General features: G+C 69.5%; 19 protein-coding genes. 10 read left to right on the forward strand and 9 right to left on the reverse strand.

Going from position 1 to position 16,787, the window contains the following annotated elements:
* The first annotated feature begins 37 nt into the window (after window positions 1-37).
* The 4 genes from pdxA to AC1RRW_RS04680 all read left to right on the forward strand — a co-directional run bounded on the left by pdxA (window position 38) and on the right by AC1RRW_RS04680 (window position 3,437).
* Complete coding sequence (gene pdxA, locus AC1RRW_RS04665; RefSeq protein WP_492899361.1) at window positions 38-1,054, forward strand: 4-hydroxythreonine-4-phosphate dehydrogenase PdxA; 1,017 nt, start codon at window positions 38-40, stop codon at window positions 1,052-1,054.
* Complete coding sequence (gene rsmA, locus AC1RRW_RS04670) at window positions 1,051-1,899, forward strand: 16S rRNA (adenine(1518)-N(6)/adenine(1519)-N(6))-dimethyltransferase RsmA (protein WP_492899362.1); 849 nt, start codon at window positions 1,051-1,053, stop codon at window positions 1,897-1,899. Before pdxA ends, rsmA begins: the two co-directional genes overlap by 4 nt.
* Before the next feature lie 81 nt (window positions 1,900-1,980).
* Entirely contained in the window at window positions 1,981-2,406 is a 426-nt protein-coding gene (locus tag AC1RRW_RS04675; protein WP_492899363.1) for a hypothetical protein, read from the forward strand.
* A gap of 50 nt (window positions 2,407-2,456) precedes the next feature.
* Window positions 2,457-3,437: a Bug family tripartite tricarboxylate transporter substrate binding protein gene (locus tag AC1RRW_RS04680; RefSeq protein WP_492899364.1), complete on the forward strand. Its 981-nt coding sequence runs from the start codon at window positions 2,457-2,459 to the stop codon at window positions 3,435-3,437.
* A 20-nt stretch (window positions 3,438-3,457) separates the two neighbouring features.
* Here the strand turns inward: AC1RRW_RS04680 and gmk are convergent, their stop codons facing one another.
* From gmk to fabD, 7 genes are all read right to left on the reverse strand, one after another.
* Complete coding sequence (gene gmk / locus AC1RRW_RS04685; protein WP_492899365.1) at window positions 3,458-4,105, reverse strand: guanylate kinase; 648 nt, start codon at window positions 4,103-4,105, stop codon at window positions 3,458-3,460.
* A gap of 5 nt (window positions 4,106-4,110) precedes the next feature.
* Window positions 4,111-4,992, reverse strand: coding sequence for a YicC/YloC family endoribonuclease (locus AC1RRW_RS04690; protein WP_492899366.1), 882 nt, complete (start codon window positions 4,990-4,992; stop codon window positions 4,111-4,113).
* Window positions 4,993-5,213: 221 nt separating this feature from the next.
* Window positions 5,214-6,602 (reverse strand): endolytic transglycosylase MltG, encoded by a 1,389-nt coding sequence (gene mltG, locus AC1RRW_RS04695; RefSeq protein ID WP_492899367.1) that lies wholly within the window; start codon window positions 6,600-6,602, stop codon window positions 5,214-5,216.
* Window positions 6,603-6,771: 169 nt separating this feature from the next.
* A complete protein-coding gene (gene fabF, locus AC1RRW_RS04700; protein ID WP_492899401.1) occupies window positions 6,772-8,037 on the reverse strand; it encodes a beta-ketoacyl-ACP synthase II in 1,266 nt (421 codons plus the stop codon).
* Window positions 8,038-8,095: 58 nt separating this feature from the next.
* Window positions 8,096-8,329 (reverse strand): acyl carrier protein, encoded by a 234-nt coding sequence (locus tag AC1RRW_RS04705; protein WP_492899368.1) that lies wholly within the window; start codon window positions 8,327-8,329, stop codon window positions 8,096-8,098.
* Window positions 8,330-8,598: 269 nt separating this feature from the next.
* A complete protein-coding gene (gene fabG, locus AC1RRW_RS04710; protein WP_492899369.1) occupies window positions 8,599-9,336 on the reverse strand; it encodes a 3-oxoacyl-[acyl-carrier-protein] reductase in 738 nt (245 codons plus the stop codon).
* 32 nt (window positions 9,337-9,368) lie between these two features.
* Complete coding sequence (gene fabD / locus AC1RRW_RS04715; RefSeq protein WP_492899370.1) at window positions 9,369-10,313, reverse strand: ACP S-malonyltransferase; 945 nt, start codon at window positions 10,311-10,313, stop codon at window positions 9,369-9,371.
* A gap of 339 nt (window positions 10,314-10,652) precedes the next feature.
* Here fabD and rpsF point away from each other — a divergent pair, with 339 nt between their 5' ends.
* From rpsF to rplI, 4 genes are all read left to right on the forward strand, one after another.
* Window positions 10,653-11,123, forward strand: a complete 471-nt coding sequence (gene rpsF / locus AC1RRW_RS04720; protein ID WP_492899371.1) for a 30S ribosomal protein S6 — start codon at window positions 10,653-10,655, stop codon at window positions 11,121-11,123.
* A gap of 3 nt (window positions 11,124-11,126) precedes the next feature.
* Window positions 11,127-11,372, forward strand: a complete 246-nt coding sequence (gene rpsR, locus AC1RRW_RS04725) for a 30S ribosomal protein S18 (RefSeq protein WP_038367644.1) — start codon at window positions 11,127-11,129, stop codon at window positions 11,370-11,372.
* Between the two features lie 227 nt (window positions 11,373-11,599).
* Window positions 11,600-12,544 (forward strand): hypothetical protein, encoded by a 945-nt coding sequence (locus AC1RRW_RS04730; protein WP_492899372.1) that lies wholly within the window; start codon window positions 11,600-11,602, stop codon window positions 12,542-12,544.
* A 54-nt stretch (window positions 12,545-12,598) separates the two neighbouring features.
* Window positions 12,599-13,162, forward strand: a complete 564-nt coding sequence (rplI, locus tag AC1RRW_RS04735) for a 50S ribosomal protein L9 (protein WP_492899373.1) — start codon at window positions 12,599-12,601, stop codon at window positions 13,160-13,162.
* Window positions 13,163-13,228: 66 nt separating this feature from the next.
* Here the strand turns inward: rplI and AC1RRW_RS04740 are convergent, their stop codons facing one another.
* Window positions 13,229-13,642 (reverse strand): type II toxin-antitoxin system VapC family toxin, encoded by a 414-nt coding sequence (locus AC1RRW_RS04740; RefSeq protein ID WP_492899374.1) that lies wholly within the window; start codon window positions 13,640-13,642, stop codon window positions 13,229-13,231.
* The gene (locus tag AC1RRW_RS04745; RefSeq protein ID WP_492899375.1) at window positions 13,639-13,887 is read right to left on the reverse strand and encodes a plasmid stabilization protein; all 249 of its coding nucleotides are present in this window, start codon (window positions 13,885-13,887) and stop codon (window positions 13,639-13,641) included. The genes AC1RRW_RS04740 and AC1RRW_RS04745 overlap by 4 nt, the downstream gene beginning before the upstream one ends.
* A 205-nt stretch (window positions 13,888-14,092) precedes the next feature.
* Here AC1RRW_RS04745 and AC1RRW_RS04750 point away from each other — a divergent pair, with 205 nt between their 5' ends.
* Window positions 14,093-15,580, forward strand: a complete 1,488-nt coding sequence (locus AC1RRW_RS04750; RefSeq protein WP_492899376.1) for a replicative DNA helicase — start codon at window positions 14,093-14,095, stop codon at window positions 15,578-15,580.
* Window positions 15,577-16,707 (forward strand): alanine racemase, encoded by a 1,131-nt coding sequence (alr, locus tag AC1RRW_RS04755; RefSeq protein ID WP_492899377.1) that lies wholly within the window; start codon window positions 15,577-15,579, stop codon window positions 16,705-16,707. The genes AC1RRW_RS04750 and alr overlap by 4 nt, the downstream gene beginning before the upstream one ends.
* Window positions 16,708-16,787: the final 80 nt, after the last annotated feature.

The following is a 16,787-nucleotide window of genomic DNA, read 5'->3' on the forward strand; positions in this document are numbered from 1 at the left end:
CGAGCTTCTTCCAAACCCTCCCTTCCGGACGCGCGACATGTCGCCGAGGCCTCTGGCGCTGACACAGGGCGACCCCGCCGGGATCGGGCCGGAACTCGCCCTGCGGGCCTGGCTGCTGCGTCGCGAAAAGGCGCTGCCGGCCTTCGCCTGCATCGCCGACATCGCGCATCTGCGCCGGCTCGCGCACGCGCTCTCGCTCGACGTGCCGCTGATCGCCTGCGACTGGCCGGACGCGGGCGCACGGTTCGACGCCGGCTTGCCGGTGATTCCGCTCGAGGTCGGCCCGGCCGTGACGGCCGGCCGGCCCGATCCGGCCTCCGCGCCTGGCACGATCGCCGCGATCGACCGCGCCGTCGCGGCGGCCAAGGCCGGTCAGGTTTCGGCCGTCGTGACGAATCCAATCGCGAAATCAGTGCTTTATGCAGCCGGCTTCAAGCATCCGGGCCATACCGAATACCTCGCGCATCTCGCGGCGGAAGGCGGCCCTGAGCCGCGGCCGGTAATGCTGCTCTGGAGCGAGGATCTCGTCGTCGTGCCGGTGACGATCCACGTTCCGCTCAGCGCCGTGCCCGGCCTGCTGACGACGGATCTGATCGTCGAGACGGGCCGGATCGTCTCGGCCGGGCTGACCAGCCGTTTCGGCGTATCCAAACCCCGACTCGCGCTCAGCGGGCTCAACCCTCATGCCGGCGAAGGCGGCGCGCTCGGACTGGAGGACGACGCCATCGTCGCCCCCGCGATCGCGCGCCTGCGCGCGCTCGGCATCGATGCGCGCGGGCCCTACCCGGCCGACACGATGTTCCATGCCCGCGCCCGGGCCGGCTACGATGTCGCACTGGCGATGTATCACGACCAGGCCCTGATCCCGATCAAGACGATCGCCTTCGACGACGGCGTCAACGTCACGCTCGGCCTGCCCTTCATCCGGACCTCGCCCGACCACGGCACCGCTTTCGACATCGCGGGCCAGGGCGTGGCGCGGCCGGACAGCCTCTGCGCCGCCCTGAAACTGGCGGCGCGGATGGCTGCCATGTCAGCCGAGACTGTGGGATGAGCCAGATCGACGACCTGCCGCCCTTGCGCGATGTGGTCGAGCGCCATGGCCTGATGGCGCAGAAGGCGCTCGGCCAGAATTTTCTGTTCGACCTCAACCTGACCGGCCGCATTGCCCGCGCCGCCGGCCCGCTCGAGGGCGAGACCGTGGTCGAGATCGGCCCCGGTCCCGGCGGACTGACGCGGGCCCTGCTCGCCAATGGCGCGACAAAGGTCATCGCGGTCGAGCGCGACCGGCGCTGCCTGCCGGCGCTCGCCGAGATCGCGGCGCATTATCCCGGCCGGCTCGAGGTCGTCGACGGCGACGCGCTGGCGGTCGACCTCACGCGCCATCTCGGCGGCAAGCCGGCCCGCATCGTCGCCAACCTGCCCTACAATATCGGCACGCCGCTTCTGGTCGGCTGGCTCGGCCTCGATCCCTGGCCGCCCTGGTGGCGCTCGCTGACGCTGATGTTCCAGCGCGAGGTCGCCGAGCGCATCGTCGCGACGCCGGAGCGGCGCGCCGATTACGGCCGGCTCGCCGTGCTGACCGGCTGGCGCTGCGAGGCGAAGATCCTGTTCGACGTGCCGAAGACCGCCTTCGTGCCGCAGCCCAGGATCACCTCCTCCGTGGTCCGTCTCGTGCCGCGCCCGGAGCCTGAGCCCTGCGAGTTGCGGCTCCTGGAGCGGATCACGCTCGCCGCCTTCGGCCAGCGCCGCAAGATGCTGCGCCAGAGCCTCAAGGCCGTGACGCCGGACCCGCTGCCGCTGATCGAGGCCGCCGGCCTGAATGCCGCCGCCCGCGCCGAGGAAATCCCGGTCTCGGGCTTCGTGCGGCTCGCGCAAGTCTTGGCCGCCCGCGCCTGATCGCGTGCGACCTAAGTGCGATTGCCGGCGAATGATCGCCCGATTACCCTGTCTTCATCAGGATCGAGCGAGGACCGTGCCATGTCCCCCGATGCGTTTGCCGTCGCCGGCGTCGTCGCCGTCTTGCTCCCGACTCTCTACTTCCTGATCGCGTCGCCGACCTTCCTGCTGGCCAAACTCGAGGATCCGATCGTCACCTGGCTGCTGCGCGGCCTGTTCAGCGTCCACTTCAGGCTGATCTGCATCGGCTCCGTCATCGGCATCGTCGCCTTCACGATCGCCGGCCGTCCGCTCTTCGGCCTCGTGCCGGCCGCGATCGCGATCCTGGCCATCGCCATGCGACGCTGTTTCCTGCGCAGCATGGACGCCGAACTGCTTGCGCGGGATGCCGGCGATGCGCAGGCGGTGCGTCGGCTGCGCGGGCTGCATTGGCGCGGCATGGCCTACAACGCCGTGCAGTTCGTCGCGCTCGTCGCGATCATCCCGCGCGTCTTCCCGCCGACCTGATCCGCGACACGCTTCCTGCTATCCAGCCCGCCAGAGACAGGGAGCGCTCCATGACATCGATCGACCGCCGGACGGCTTTGGCCGCCTTGCTCGCGACCGCGGCCGCGCCGCGCGCCGCCGCCCAATCCGCCTACCCGTCCCGACCGATCCGCATCGTCGTCGGCTTCGCCGCCGGCGGCGCGCCCGATGCGCTCGCGCGGATCGTCGCCGACAGGCTCGGCCAGGCCTGGGGCCAGCCGGTCACGGTCGAGAACCGCGTCGGCGCGCAGGGCAACACCGCCATGGCGAGCGTGGCGAAGGCCGACCCCGATGGCTACACGCTCGCTCTGGCGCCGATCGGCAACCTCGCGGTGAATCCGGCGCTCTTCGCCAGCCTGCCCTATGATCCGGTGAAGGATTTTGCCCCGGTGACGCAGATCGCCAGCGTCGAGAACGTCTTCGTCGTCGCGGGCGCTTCGCCCTGGCGCAGCCTGCCCGAACTGGTCGCGGCCGGCCGCGCCGGTTCGCCGCAACTGACCTACGCCTCGCCCGGCGCCGGCAGCCTCGCCCATCTCGGCGCCGAACTGCTGGCGCGCTCGGCCGGCTTCGCCATGACGCATGTGCCCTATCGCGGCGTCGCCCCCGCGCTGACCGACGTTCTGCGCGGCGAGATCTCGGTGATGCTGGCGCAGCTCTCCACCGCCAGGCCGCTGGTCGAGAGCGGCCAGCTCCGGGCGCTCGCCATCGCCAGCCCGGCCCGCAGCGCGCTGATGCCGGCGGTGCCGACCGTCGCCGAGGCGGCGGGCCTGCCCGGCTTCGAGGCGGTCTCCTGGTATGCGCTGATGGCTCCGGCCGCGACCCCGCCCGCGATCGTCGCGCAGCTCAGCAAGGCGGTCGCCGACGCGCTGAAGGCGCCGGACATGGCGGCGGCGCTGGAGGCGCAGGGCGCGCGCGCCATCGGCGGCTCTCCTGCCGAACTCGCGGCCGTGATCGCGGCCGACAGCGAGCGCTGGGGCAAGCTCGTCCGCGATGCCGGCATCCAGGCGAACTGATCGCCGGGAGACGGCTGGCTTCAGGGCAGCTTTTCGCTCAGCAACGTCTCGACGAAATCGCTCAGTCCCGTGGCGCGGCTGCGCCTCAGCCGCTCGGCCACGAGGATCGAACGGATCGACTCGTAGGCCGCGTTCAGATCGTCGTTGACGATGACGTAGTCGTAGACGCTCCAGCGCGCGATCTCGTCGCGGGCGTTGTCGAGCCGCCTGGCGATCGTCTCGGGCGCATCCTCGGCGCGGCGCACCAGCCGCGAGCGCAGTTCCGCCATCGACGGCGGCAGGATGAAGATCGTCACGACATCGGCGCGCGCCTTCTCGACGATCTGCTGCGTGCCCTGCCAGTCGATGTCGAAGAGCACGTCGCGCCCGTCGTTGAGCGAGGCCTCGACATCCTTGCGCGGCGTGCCGTAGCCATTCCCGTGGACCTCGGCCCATTCCAGCAGATCGTCATGCTGGCGCATGGCGTCAAAGCTGCGGCGATCGATGAATCGATAGTGGACGCCGTCGATTTCCGACGGGCGCCTTTGCCGGGTCGTCACCGAGACCGACAGATCGAGATTGTTCTCGTTCTGCGAGAGGTTGCGGGTCAGCGTCGATTTGCCCGCGCCGGACGGCGAGGACAGGATCAGCATCAGGCCGCGACGGGCCGGGCGGGGCTGCTCGACCATCGTCTTCACTCCACGTTCTGGACCTGTTCGCGCATCTGGTCGACGACCGTGCGCAGATCGAGCCCGATCCGCGACAGGCCGGGATCGCCCGCCTTGGCGCAGAGCGTCGAGGCCTCGCGGCCGAACTCCTGCGACAGGAAATCGAGCTTGCGGCCGATCGGCCCGCCCTGGGCGAGCAGCAGGCGCAGCGCCGCGACATGCGCCTTCAGCCGGTCGAGCTCCTCGCGGATGTCGGCCTTGACCGCCAGGAGCGCCGCCTCCTGGTGCAGCCGCTGCGGATCGAGCGCCTGGCTCGCCTCCAGCAGCGCCGCGACCTGCGCCGCCAGACGCTCGCGGATCGCCTCGCCGCGGCGCGCCGGATGCGTTTCGGCCTGCTCGGTCAGCGCCGCGATCGCGTCGAGCTGGCCGGAGACGATCGCCTCCAGCGCCCGCCCCTCGGCGGCCCGCGCCTGCTTCAGCGCCGCCACGACCTCGGCGAGCCCGGCGAGCACCGGCGTCTCCAGCATCGTCAGCGCATCCTGCGCCTCGTCCGCCAGCTCGACGATGCCCCGGATGGCGAGCAGCCCGTCATAGCTCGCGGGACGAATGCCTTCATGGACAGGCAGCCGGCCGACCGCCTCGACGAGGCCGGCCAGCGCCTGTTCGTTGACGCGCAGGCGCGGCGGCCCGGCGTCGCTGCTGAGCGAGAGGTTGCAGTGCAGGGTGCCGCGCGCGAAGGCCGAGCCGAGCTGCTTGCGCGCGGCTTCGGCCAGCACCTCGAAGCCCGGCGGCACGCGCACCCTTATGTCGAGGCCGCGCCCGTTGACGCTGCGGATTTCCCAGGCCCAAGCATGGATGCCCGCGGCGCCCGCGGCGCGGGCGAAACCCGTCATGCTCTCGATGGCCATGGCTGTCCCTGTCCGCGCCTTTGCGATGCGGCGGGACCCTAAGCATGTTCCGCGGAAGTGGAAACCACTTTTTCGATCAGGACATGCTTAAGGTATTGATTTGGCGCGCTTTCCGTTCGGTCGACGGCCGAACGGAAAGCGCCACGGGGTCGGAGGATCTCAGAGGCGAGCCGGGCGCGACCGGCCTTCGCGTCAGGCTGGAGACGACGCGTCCGTCCGCGTCAGGGCCGCAGCGCGGGAATCTGCTTGGGCGTGTTCAGGTCGTAGCTGCGGTTGAGCAGCGGATCGCGCGTCGTGCCCTCGGACGCGTCGAAGGCGCGCGCCCGCGCGCCGGCCGCGCCTGCCTGCACCGTGCTGCCGGGCTGGACGGTCGGCGGGCCGCGACGACCCGCCGGCACGGGGAAGGTCTCGACCTCGGCAGGGGCCGCGCCAGCGCGCTGCGGGCCCGGCGCCTCGGTGCGGGTGTCGGGAGCCGGCGGCGGCTCGACCTTGTCGACGGAGGCTTCGGCCGGCGGCTTGCCGGGCTCGCGGCGCGCCGCCTCGACCTGGCGCCAGCGCGCGACATTGCGGTTGTGCTGCTCCAGCGTCTCGGCGAAAGCGTGGCCGCCGCTGCCGTCGGCGACGAAATAGAGATCCTTCGTGCGCGAATGATTGACCACGGCCTCCATCGCGGCGCGGCCGGGATTGGCGATCGGGCCGGGCGGCAGGCCGTCGATCGCATAGGTGTTGTAGGGCGTCGCCTGCGTGATCTCGTTGCGCTGGATCGGCCGGCCGAGCGTGCCCTTGCCGCCGACGATGCCGTAGACGATCGTCGGGTCCGACTGCAGCTTCATCCTGCGGTTGAGCCGGTTGATGAAGACCCCGGCGACGCGCGGGCGCTCGTCGGCGCGGCCGGTTTCCTTCTCGACGATCGAGGCGAGGATCACCAATTCCTGCGGCGTCTTGATCGGCAGGTCGGCCGGGCGCTTGGCCCAGACCTCGTTGAGGACGCGGCGCTGGTCGCGCGACATCCGGTCGAGGATCGCCTGCCGACTCGAGCCGCGCTGGAACTTGTAGGTGTCGGGCAGGATCGTGCCCTCGCGCGGGATCTGGATCACCTCGCCGACGAGAAGGTCGTTCTCCTTGAGCCGGGCGACGATCTGCTCGCTGGTCAGGCCCTCGGGGATCGTCAGCGCGTGCTCGACGGCCTTGCCCTCGGCGATGATGTCGAGGATCTCCTGCTGGCTGGCGCGCGCCTTGAACAGGAATTCGCCGGCCTTCAGCTTGGTCCAGTTGCCGGTGACCAGCGCCGAGACGCGGAAGGCCCAGGGGTGGTCGATCAGCCCCTCGCGCTGCAGCAGCTCGGCGATATCGGTCAGGCCGCTTTCCTTGGGGATGATCAGCACGCGGTCGGTGGCGAGCGGTCCCGGCGCCCGGCTCTGGCCGTTGATCACCATGACCGTCGCGCCGATCACGCCGGCGCCGACCAGCAGGGCCGTGAACAGGCCGCTGAGCAGGCCGATGAAGGGGCTGCGGCGGCGGCGGCGCGCCTTGGGCGGCGGCGCGGGCGGGGCCACGGGCTTCAACGCCTCGCTCGGGCTTTTCGGGGCGACGCGGGGGGGCTGGGTCACGGGTCGAGGCGCTCGCAGGGTTCAGGTCGATGACGAAGGGCCGGTATCGAGTCTCGATGTCGGCCGAAGTCGTGACGCAGGCCGGCGTCGAGGTCGAGTCCGATTTCAGGACACCGTCAGGGATGGGCGAAGATTATGGCGAAACCGCGCTTGCCTCCGGCCGGCAGGTTCAGCCGCCGTAGCGCTTCATCACCAGCGAGGCGTTCGTGCCGCCGAAGCCGAAGGAATTCGACAGCACCGTCTCGATCGGCCGTTTCTTCGCGACATGCGGCACGAGGTCGATCTCGGTCTCGACCGAGGGGTTGTCGAGGTTGATCGTCGGCGGCGCGATCTGGTCGCGGATCGCCAGGATCGCGAAGATCGCCTCGATCGCGCCCGCGGCCCCGAGCAGATGCCCGGTCGCAGATTTGGTCGAGGACATGGCGGGGCGCCTGGGCGCATTCGCCAGCAGCCGCTCGACCGCCCGCAATTCGATCTCGTCGCCGAGCTGCGTCGAGGTGCCGTGCGCGTTGATGTAGTCGAGATCGCCGGCCGCGATGCCGGCGCGACCGATCGCCATCTCCATGCAGCGATAGGCGCCGTCGCCGTCCTCGGCCGGCGACGTGATGTGATAGGCGTCGCCCGACATGCCGTAGCCGACCACCTCGGCATGGACGCGCGCCCCGCGCGCCAGCGCATGCTCGAGCTCTTCCAGCACGACGACGCCGGCGCCCTCGCCCATGACGAAGCCGTCGCGGTCCCTGTCATAGGGGCGCGAGGCCTTTTCGGGCGTGTCGTTGAAATTGGTCGAGAGCGCGCGGCAGGCGCAGAAGCCCGCGATGCCGAGCCGGTTGATCGCCGATTCGGTGCCGCCGGCGACCATCACGTCGGCGTCGCCGAGCGACACCATCCGGGCCGCGTCGCCGATCGCGTGCGCGCCGGTCGAGCAGGCGGTCACGACGGCGTGGTTCGGACCCTTCAGCCCGTGCTCGATCGAGACGTAGCCCGCCGCGAGATTGCTCAGCCGGCCGGGAATGAAGAAGGGAGAGAGCCGGCGCGGGCCGCGCTCCTTGAGCAGGATCGAGGCCTCGTAGATGCCGCCCAGGCCGCCGATGCCGGAGCCGATCGCGACGCCGGTCGCGACCTGGTCCTCGCGGCTCTCGGGCTTCCAGCCGGCGTCCGTGAGCGCCTGTCTGGCCGCGGCCATCGCGAAGACGATGAAATCGTCGACCTTGCGCTGCTCCTTCGGCTCCATCCAGTCGTCGGGATTGAAGGAGCCGCCGGAACCGTCGCCGCGCGGGATGTTGCAGGCGATGCGCGCCGGCAGGTCGCTGGCGTCGAAGGATGCGATCGGGCCGGCGCCGCTGGCGCCGGCGAGCAGACGGGTCCAGGTCGGCTCGACGCCGCAACCCAGCGGGGTCACCATGCCAAGACCCGTGACGACGACGCGTCGCATCGGAAAATTGCGTGAGACCATGGCGCTTTCGGCGACGCGGCGACCCAGGAAGCGCCGATCAGGCGGTCTTGGACAGGAACTTCACGGCATCGCCGACCTTGACGATGGTCTCGGCCGCGTCGTCGGGGATCTCGACGCCGAACTCTTCCTCGAAGGCCATCACCAGCTCGACGGTGTCGAGGCTGTCGGCGCCGAGATCCTCGATGAAGTTGGCGTCATCGACGACCTTGTCGGGATCGACGCCGAGATGTTCGACCACGATCTTCTTCACGCGCTCGGCGACATCGCTCATGGGTCTCTTCCTTAAACCTTGAAACACACCGCCGGATCGCGACGCGTGGATGGGATTTCACTCCTCACGTCCCGCCGGGCCTGGTCGGCGCCGGCGAGCCGGGACACTCGATGCCTGCACAAACGCAACTCGCGGGTTCCCGTCAAGTCCCCCCGCGCCGCGCCGCAGCATCGCGTGGCCGCTCATTAACACAGCCATGGCGGGCTGGCGAGCGCCGCGGCGGTCGCGAAAATCCGCTCGAAAAATCTTCGCGAACGGCCCCAAGCCGTTCAGATCATGGCCATTCCGCCATTCACATGCAAGGTCTGCCCGGTCACGTAGGCCGCCTCGTCGCTGGCGAGGTAGAGCACGGCGGCGGCGATGTCCGCGCCCGCGCCGAGCCGGCCCATCGGCACGTCGGAGAGGATGCTCTCGCGCTGCTTGTCGGTCAGCGCCTCGGTCATCGGCGACTCGATGAAGCCCGGCGCCACGACGTTGACGGTGATGTTGCGGCTGGCGACTTCCGCCGCGAGCGCCTTCGACATGCCGATCAGCCCGGCTTTCGAGGCGGCGTAGTTGCCCTGCCCCGGATTGCCCATCGTCCCGACGACCGAACCGATCGAGACGATGCGGCCATGACGGCGGCGCATCATGCTCTTCACGGCCGCGCGCGAGAGCCGGAAGGCGGCGGTGAGGTTGACCGCGATCACCGCGTCCCAGTCCTCGTCCTTCAGGCGCATGAACAGGTTGTCGCGCGTCACGCCGGCGTTGTTCACCAGGATGTCGAGCCCGCCGAGCTTCTCCTCGGCCGCCGGCACCAGAGCCTCGATGGACTCCTTGTCCGAGAGATTGCATGCGGCGACCACGGCGCGCTCGCCGAGTTCGGCCGCCAGCGCCTCGAGCGCCTCGGCCCGCGTGCCAGACAGCGCGACATGCGCGCCCTGTGCGTGAAGCGTGCGCGCGATGGCGCCGCCCAGCCCGCCGGTCGCGCCGGTGACCAGGGCTTTTCTGCCCGTCAGATCGAACATTCTGTTTCCCCTTTGTCCGGCGTTCTGCCGTCTCACCCGTTCCGGGCCTTGTAAGTCGCGATGTCCTCGGCTGTTCCCAATGAAACCGTCGCCGCCCCCGCGGCGATCCGCTTGACCAGGCCGGCGAGCACCTTGCCGGAACCCGCCTCGACGAATTCGGTGACGCTCGCCTCGGCCATGGCGGAGACGCACTCGCGCCAGCGCACCGTGCCGGTGACCTGCGCCACCAGCGAGGCGCGGATCGCATCCGGGTCGGTCAGAGGCGCGGCCCCGACATTGGCCATCACGGGAACGGACGGCGCGCGCATCGCGACATCGGCGAGCGCGGCCCGCATCGCTTCGGCCGCGGGCTGCATCAGGGCGCAATGGAACGGCGCGGAGACCGGCAGCAGCATGGCGCGCCGGACGCCGCGCTCCGACGACAGGGCGATGGCGCGCTCGACGGCGGCCTTCGCGCCCGACAGCACGACCTGCCCGCCGCCATTGTCGTTGGCGACCTGGCAGATTTCGCCTTGCGCGGCATCGCCCGCGATCGCCCGGGCGAGATCGAGCTCGGCCCCGAGCAGCGCCGCCATCGCGCCCTCGCCGGCCGGAACGGCCTTCTGCATGGCGTCGCCGCGGATGCGCAGCAGCCGGGCGGCGTCCGCGATGCTGAAGGTTCCGGCCGCGGCAAGCGCCGAATACTCGCCGAGCGAATGGCCGGCGACGAAGGCGGCGTCGCGCTTCAGCTCGAACCCGGCCTCGGCCTCCAGCACGCGCACCACCGCGAGGCTCGCCGCCATCAGCGCCGGCTGGGCGTTGGCCGTCAGCGTCAGTTCCTCGGACGGTCCGTCCCACATCAGCGCCGATAGTTTCTGCGACAAGGCCGCATCGACCTCGTCGAACACGGCGCGAGCGGCGGGAAAGGCATCGGCCAGGCTTTTGCCCATGCCGACGGCCTGAGAACCCTGGCCCGGAAAGATGAACGCAGTCGTCATGCGGCGGAACCTTATCGTCATGCCTTGGTCATAGCGACGGCGCAGTCACATCGCCCGCCGCGCCAAGTCAAGCAGCGTCAGGCGATTTTCGACATCTTCGCCGCTCGCGGCGGCGGATTTCGGTTGCGCGCCGCGCCGCCAGACTGTAACGACCCCTTCTGCTTGTTCGGCCGGAGGCTGAACGGATGGCGGGCGGCCTCTTCTTCGGGAAGGCATCGCCCGTAGGCTCCCCGGAGCCGTCATCCCGTGTCTCCGCCTTCGATGAAATCCTGTCGGGCCTGTTCCAGGGCTCGGAGGGCTCCGCGCCGGACGAAGCAGGGTGAAACAGAAGGGCCAATCATGGCATTGTACGAGCATGTGCTGCTCGCGCGGCAGGATGTCAGCGCGCAGCAGGTCGAGGCTCTTGTCGAACAGTACAAGGGCATCATCGAGGCGAATGGCGGCTCGGTCCCCAAGGTCGAGTACTGGGGCGTCAAGTCGCTGGGCTATCGCATCAAGAAGAACCGCAAGGCGCATTATTCGCTTCTGAACATCGACGCCCCCTCCGCCGCCGTGCTGGAGATGGAGCGCCAGATGCGCATCAACGAGGACGTGCTGCGCTTCCTCACCATCCGCGTCGACGAGCTCGAGGAGGGCCAGTCGGCCATGCTCCAGAAGCGCGACCGCGACGACCGCGGCGAGCGGGGCGACCGCTTCGAGCGTGGTCCGGGCGGCGGCGACCGTTTCGACCGTGGCGGCGATCGCGGCCCGCGCCGCGACCGTCCGCGTCGCGACGACGAAGCCGCCGAAACCCCCAGCGCGGAGGCCTGAGCCATGTCCACTGCATCAGCCGGCGCCCGCCGCCCCTTCTTCCGTCGCCGCAAGTCCTGCCCTTTCTCGGGCGAGGGCGCGCCGAAGATCGACTACAAGGATGTGCGCCTGCTCTCGCGCTACATCTCCGAGCGCGGCAAGATCGTGCCGTCGCGCATCACGGCCGTGTCGGCCAAGAAGCAGCGCGAGCTCGCCCAGGCGATCAAGCGCGCCCGCTTCCTCGGCCTGCTGCCCTACGTCATCCGCTGAGTTGATCGGCTACCCCGGCGGCGTCGAGCATGATAGCTGATGCGAATCCTTTCCGTTCGGCTGGACCGGCCGAACGGAAAGCGCGCCAGCGCCGCCGGGTTCATTGAAACGACAAGCCATGGTCGCCCGGCGGTGAAACTCCTCCGGGTATGTTGAGGCGGACCAGCCTCTCACCCTGCCGGGCCCGTTTGCGGGACGCCGAGCAGCGGGACAGCAGGACGAGATTGATGTTACCGATCGTCGGCATAGGCGCGGGGCTCGTCGCGGCCCTCCTGTTCTCGGTGGTGATCATGGGATCGCCGCTGGCCTTCCTGCTGTATTCCGCCGCCCCGCTCCCGATCTTCATCGCGGCGCTCGGCTGGAACCACCGCGCCGGACTCGTCGCCATCGCGGCGGGCGCGGGCGCCGTCGCGGTCTCGCTGACGCTCACCGCCGGCCTCGCCTTCGCGATCATCATCGCCTTGCCCGCCTGGTGGATCGGCTATCTCGCCTTGCTCGCCCGCGACGATGGCGCGGGCCATGTCGAATGGTATCCGCTCGGCCATCTGCTGGTCTGGATCGCGGCGACCGCGGCGCTCGTCACCGTCGGCAGCGCGCTGGTCATGACGACCGATTACGACGCCTATCGCGCGGTCATCGCGCGCATCGTCGAGGGCTTCCTCGCCGAGATGGTCCGCAGCCGGATGATCGCGCTGCCGGCGGGCACGACCTTGCCCGAGCTCGCCCAGACGCTGGCGCCCGCCGTGCCGACCGGCATCGGCGCCTCCTTCGTCATCACCATCGCGACAAATCTCTGGCTCGCCGCCAAGGCGGTGCAGTTGTCGGGCCGCCTGCCCCGGCCCTGGCCCTTCATCCCGGCCGCGTCCCTGCCGCGTCAGGCGCTGCTGGTGCTGGCGCTGGCGCTGGTCGCGGCCTTTCTCGGCGGCTTTGTCGGCGTCGCCGGCGCGGCGATGGCGGGCGCGCTCTTCGCCGTCCTGACGTTCAGCGGCCTCAGCCTTCTGCACGATCTCTCGCGCGGCAGGCCCTGGCGCACGCCGATGCTGGTCTCGGTCTATGTCGCGCTCGTCCTGATGCAGGCGATCCTGACGCCGCTTTTGGCTCTCGCCGGCCTGCTTGATTCCCTGCTCGGCCTGCGCAGGCGCGCCGCGCTCCCGCCGCCACCCCGGACCTGATCCACTCCGACGCCTGATCCCGCTCAACTCACCGCTCTCAAAGGAGACAAGACTATGGAAGTGATCCTGCTCGAACGCGTCGCCAAGCTCGGCCAGATGGGCGAAGTCGTCCGCGTCCGCGACGGCTTCGGCCGCAACTACCTGCTTGCCCGCGGCAAGGCGCTGCGCGCTACCGAGGAGAACCGCAAGCGCTTCGAGAGCCAGAAGCTCGAGCTCGAGACCCGCAGCCTCGAGCTGAAGTCCGAGGCCGACAAGGTCGCCGCGACGCTGGACGGCCACGCCGTCGTGATCCTGCGCCAGTCCGGCGAATCCGGCGTGCTCTACGGCTCGGTCTCGACCCGCGACATCGCCGAGTCGCTGAGCGCCGACGGCTTCAAGGTCTCGCGCGGCCAGGTCACGCTCAACGCCCCGATCAAGACGCTCGGCCTGCATACCGTCCCGGTCGTGCTGCACCCGGAGGTCTCGGTCACGGTGACGGTCAACGTCGCCCGTTCGGCCGAGGAGGCCGAGCGCCAGGTCCGCGGCGAGAACGTCACGGCCCGCGAGGAGTTCGACCTCGACGATCTGGGTCTCGAGGTCGGCGCGGCGCTGGCGGAAGCCGGCGAGGACGATCGCTGAGATTTCGGCTTTGGCCGAGAATACAAGGGCGTCGCGAGCGGTCGCGGCGCCTTTTCCACGTCTGCGTCAATCCGTCCATGGATCGTGCAAGGTCAGGCCGGTCAAACCGAAATGGCGGAGATTCCGCGTCGCCAGTCGAGCGCCGTTGACCAGGGCGACCGCGGCGATCATTCCGTCGGCCATCGAGATGACGACGCCTTGCCGCATCGCCCGTCCCATCAGCTCGCCATAAGCGAGTGCGGCTTCTTCATTCAGCGCGAACAGACGGCCCGCGAACCCGCGGCGCAGCCTATGCAATCGCTGCTCGAACCGGGCGGACCGTTGCTCCGGCCGGATCCGTTCGATGCCAAATGAGATCTCGGCCAACACCACCGTCGAGAGAGCAAGCTCGGAATCATGCCGCTCAAGCCAAGCGCTGACGCGCGAATCCGGCGCTGTCCGCAGCGTCTCCGACACGACGGTGGTATCGAGAAAGATCACAGATCGATGCCGGCATGAGGTTTGCGCACTTCGTTGATGAGTTCCATCAGATCGATGTCGTCTCCTTCATCAGCCCGCAGACTGGCGTAAAACCTGGCCGCTGGCTGGCGGCCGGTTTCGCTCTCTTCATAGCGCTCGAGCGCACGCTCGACGATCTGAGCCACGGTGCGTTTTTCGCGCTGGGCCAGGCGATGGGCGATGTCGCGCGCACGAGCGCTGCGGACCGATAGTTGTGGTTCGGCCATGCCTGCCTCCGCATCGGGTAACGGACCATACTGTTGGAGCGCCCTGCCATCAAGATGGCGGAAGATGGCTAGATGGCTGAATATCCTGTCGTCTTTTGTCAGGGCGCTGCCTTAGACTGTGGACAATTCGGACTACGGCAGGACGATTCTTGCGTTCCGCTCCTGTTCCCTTTCGCCGTCGGCCGGCGCTGACTTATCCAACCCCATGGCCACTGCAACCGCCCTCGTCACCCGTCTCGACGCCCGTGAGGCGGAGTATCGTGTCCAGCCTCAGAACATCGAGGCCGAGCAGGCGCTGCTGGGCGCGATCCTGGTCAACAACGACGCCTTCTACCGCGTCTCTGATTTCCTGCTGCCGGATCATTTCTTCGAGCCGATCCACCAGCGCATCTTCGACCAGACGGCGAGCCTGATCCGGGTCGGCAAGATCGCGTCGCCGATCACGTTGAAGACCTTCGTCGGCGAGATGGACCTCGGCGGCATCACCGCCTCGCAATATCTCGCCCGGCTCGCCGCCGAGGCGACGACCGTCATCAACGCGCAGGATTACGGCCGCACCGTCTACGACCTCGCCATCCGCCGGCAGCTGATCGGCGTCGGCGAGGACCTCGTCAACGTCGCCTATGACTCGCCCATCGACCTCGCCCCGCGCGAGCAGATCGAGGACGCCGAGCGCAAGCTCTACGAACTGGCCGAGAAGGGCCGCTACGAAGGCGGCTTCCAGAAGTTCGACGGGGCGCTGCGCACCGCGATCGACATGGCGGCCAACGCCTATCAGCGCGCCGGCGGGCTGTCCGGCCTCTCGTCGGGCCTGCGCGATCTCGACCACCGCATGGGCGGCCTGCAGGGCTCCGACCTGATCATCCTCGCCGGCCGCCCGGCCATGGGCAAGACCTCGCTCGCCACCAACATCGCCTTCAACATCGCCAAGGCCTGGCGCGGCGAGCGCCAGGAGGACGGCTCGATCAAGAGCGTCGATGGCGGCATCGTCGGCTTCTTCTCGCTCGAAATGTCGTCCGACCAGCTCGCGACCCGCATCGTCGCCGAGCAGTCCGGCATCTCCTCCTACAAGATCAGGCAGGGCCGCATCACGGAGGGCGACTTCGCCAGATTGACCGACGTCGCGGCGCAGATCGAGAGGCTGCCGCTCTATATCGACCAGACCGGCGGCATCTCGATCGCGCAGCTCATGGCCCGCGCGCGCCGGCTGAAGCGGCAGAAGGGGCTCGACGTCCTGTTCATCGACTATCTCCAGCTGCTCTCCGGCTCGGCCAGGAACGGCCAGAACCGGGTGCAGGAGCTGACCGAGATCACCACCAGCCTGAAGGCGCTGGCCAAGGAGCTCGCTGTCCCGATCGTGGCGCTCTCGCAGCTCTCGCGCCAGGTCGAGAGCCGCGACGACAAGCGTCCGCAGCTCTCGGACCTGCGCGAATCCGGCTCGATCGAGCAGGACGCCGACGTGGTGATGTTCGTCTATCGCGAGGAGTACTATCTCAAGGGCAAGGAGCCGCGCGCCGGAACGCCGGAATACGCGACCTGGCAGAACGAGATGGAGCTCGCGCACGGCAAGGCCGAGCTGATCATCGGCAAGCAGCGCCATGGTCCGACCGGCACCGTGCGACTGCAATTCGATGCCGAGGTGACCCGGTTTTCTGACGAGGCCGACGAAGACCGTCTTCCGGAGCGGATGTGAGCCCTTTCGACACGTCAGACGCAGACCGCGCCGGCGCGACGCTGACGATCGATCTCGGCGCGCTCGTCGCCAACTGGCGCGCGCTCGGCGTCCGCGCCGGGACGGAAGCCGCCGCCGTGGTCAAGGCCGACGCCTATGGAATCGGCATCGAGCCGGCGGTGACCGCGCTTGCCCGGGCCGGTTGCAGGAGCTTCTTCGTCGCCCATCTTTCCGAGGGAATCCGGGCGCGCGCCGTCGCTCCCGAGGCGGCGATCTACGTCCTCAACGGCCTCCTGCCCGGCGCCTGCGGCGTCTACGCCGAGCACGGCCTTTCGCCCGTGCTGGGTTCGCATGAGGAACTGCTCGACTGGGCCTCGTTCCGTCAGAGCGGCGCGCGGGTCCGCCCCGCCGCGCTGCATGTCGACACGGCGATGAACCGGCTCGGCCTGTGGGCCGGCGAGGGCCTGAGCCTCGCGCGCGAGCGCGGCAGCGTCGTCGCGGCGGCCGGCATCGGCCTGCTGATGAGCCATTTCGCCTCTTCCGAGGACGAGGCCGACCCGGCCAACGCCCGCCAGGTCGCGGCCTTCGCCGAGATCGCGGCCGCGCTTCCGGGCGTGCCGGCCTCGCTGAAGAACTCGTCGGGGCATTTCCTGAAGGACTGTCCGTCCTACGCCCTGACCCGGCCGGGCTACGCGCTCTATGGCGGCAACCCGACGCCGGGACAGCCGAACCCGATGCGGGCGGTCATCGGGCTGGAGGCCCGCATCATCCAGCTGCGCGAGGTCGAGGCCGGCACGCAGGTCGGCTATAACGGCCGCTGGACCGCGAAGGGCAAGCGCCGGCTGGCGACGATCCATCTCGGCTACGCCGACGGCTATCCGCGCAATGCGAGCTGGACCGACAGCGCGACCGGTGGCTCGGCTCTGGTCGGCGGCGCGGTCTGCCCCTTCGTCGGCACCGTCTCGATGGACCTGATCATCGTCGACGTCAGCGATGCGCCGGCGGCGTCCGTGGAACGCGGCGCGCCCGTCACCCTGATCGGCGGCCCGCTCGATCTGGAAGCGGTCGGCGCGGGCGCGAAGACCAGCGGCTACGAGATCCTGACCAGCCTCGGCCGGCGCTATGCGCGCCGCTATGTCGGGTTGTGACGCGGTGGATTTGACGAGCCTCGACCCGTCCCCTTCCACCCGCTTGCGGTGGGGAAGGGTTAGGGATGGGGGGGCGTGCA

The organism is Allobosea sp. GW821-FHT12C12 (assembly GCF_058807355.1).

What these genes read in the sequence shown, in the direction of transcription:
- pdxA (WP_492899361.1), top strand. Translation starts at nt 38, where the DNA reads ATGTCGCCGAGGCCTCTGGCGCTGACACAGGGCGACCCCGCCGGGATC.
- rsmA (WP_492899362.1), top strand. Translation starts at nt 1,051, where the DNA reads ATGAGCCAGATCGACGACCTGCCGCCCTTGCGCGATGTGGTCGAGCGC.
- AC1RRW_RS04675 (WP_492899363.1), top strand. Translation starts at nt 1,981, where the DNA reads ATGTCCCCCGATGCGTTTGCCGTCGCCGGCGTCGTCGCCGTCTTGCTC.
- AC1RRW_RS04680 (WP_492899364.1), top strand. Translation starts at nt 2,457, where the DNA reads ATGACATCGATCGACCGCCGGACGGCTTTGGCCGCCTTGCTCGCGACC.
- gmk (WP_492899365.1), bottom strand. Translation starts at nt 4,105, where the DNA reads ATGGTCGAGCAGCCCCGCCCGGCCCGTCGCGGCCTGATGCTGATCCTG.
- AC1RRW_RS04690 (WP_492899366.1), bottom strand. Translation starts at nt 4,992, where the DNA reads ATGGCCATCGAGAGCATGACGGGTTTCGCCCGCGCCGCGGGCGCCGCG.
- fabF (WP_492899401.1), bottom strand. Translation starts at nt 8,037, where the DNA reads ATGCGACGCGTCGTCGTCACGGGTCTTGGCATGGTGACCCCGCTGGGT.
- AC1RRW_RS04705 (WP_492899368.1), bottom strand. Translation starts at nt 8,329, where the DNA reads ATGAGCGATGTCGCCGAGCGCGTGAAGAAGATCGTGGTCGAACATCTC.
- fabG (WP_492899369.1), bottom strand. Translation starts at nt 9,336, where the DNA reads ATGTTCGATCTGACGGGCAGAAAAGCCCTGGTCACCGGCGCGACCGGC.
- fabD (WP_492899370.1), bottom strand. Translation starts at nt 10,313, where the DNA reads ATGACGACTGCGTTCATCTTTCCGGGCCAGGGTTCTCAGGCCGTCGGC.
- rpsF (WP_492899371.1), top strand. Translation starts at nt 10,653, where the DNA reads ATGGCATTGTACGAGCATGTGCTGCTCGCGCGGCAGGATGTCAGCGCG.
- rpsR (WP_038367644.1), top strand. Translation starts at nt 11,127, where the DNA reads ATGTCCACTGCATCAGCCGGCGCCCGCCGCCCCTTCTTCCGTCGCCGC.
- AC1RRW_RS04730 (WP_492899372.1), top strand. Translation starts at nt 11,600, where the DNA reads ATGTTACCGATCGTCGGCATAGGCGCGGGGCTCGTCGCGGCCCTCCTG.
- rplI (WP_492899373.1), top strand. Translation starts at nt 12,599, where the DNA reads ATGGAAGTGATCCTGCTCGAACGCGTCGCCAAGCTCGGCCAGATGGGC.
- AC1RRW_RS04745 (WP_492899375.1), bottom strand. Translation starts at nt 13,887, where the DNA reads ATGGCCGAACCACAACTATCGGTCCGCAGCGCTCGTGCGCGCGACATC.
- AC1RRW_RS04750 (WP_492899376.1), top strand. Translation starts at nt 14,093, where the DNA reads ATGGCCACTGCAACCGCCCTCGTCACCCGTCTCGACGCCCGTGAGGCG.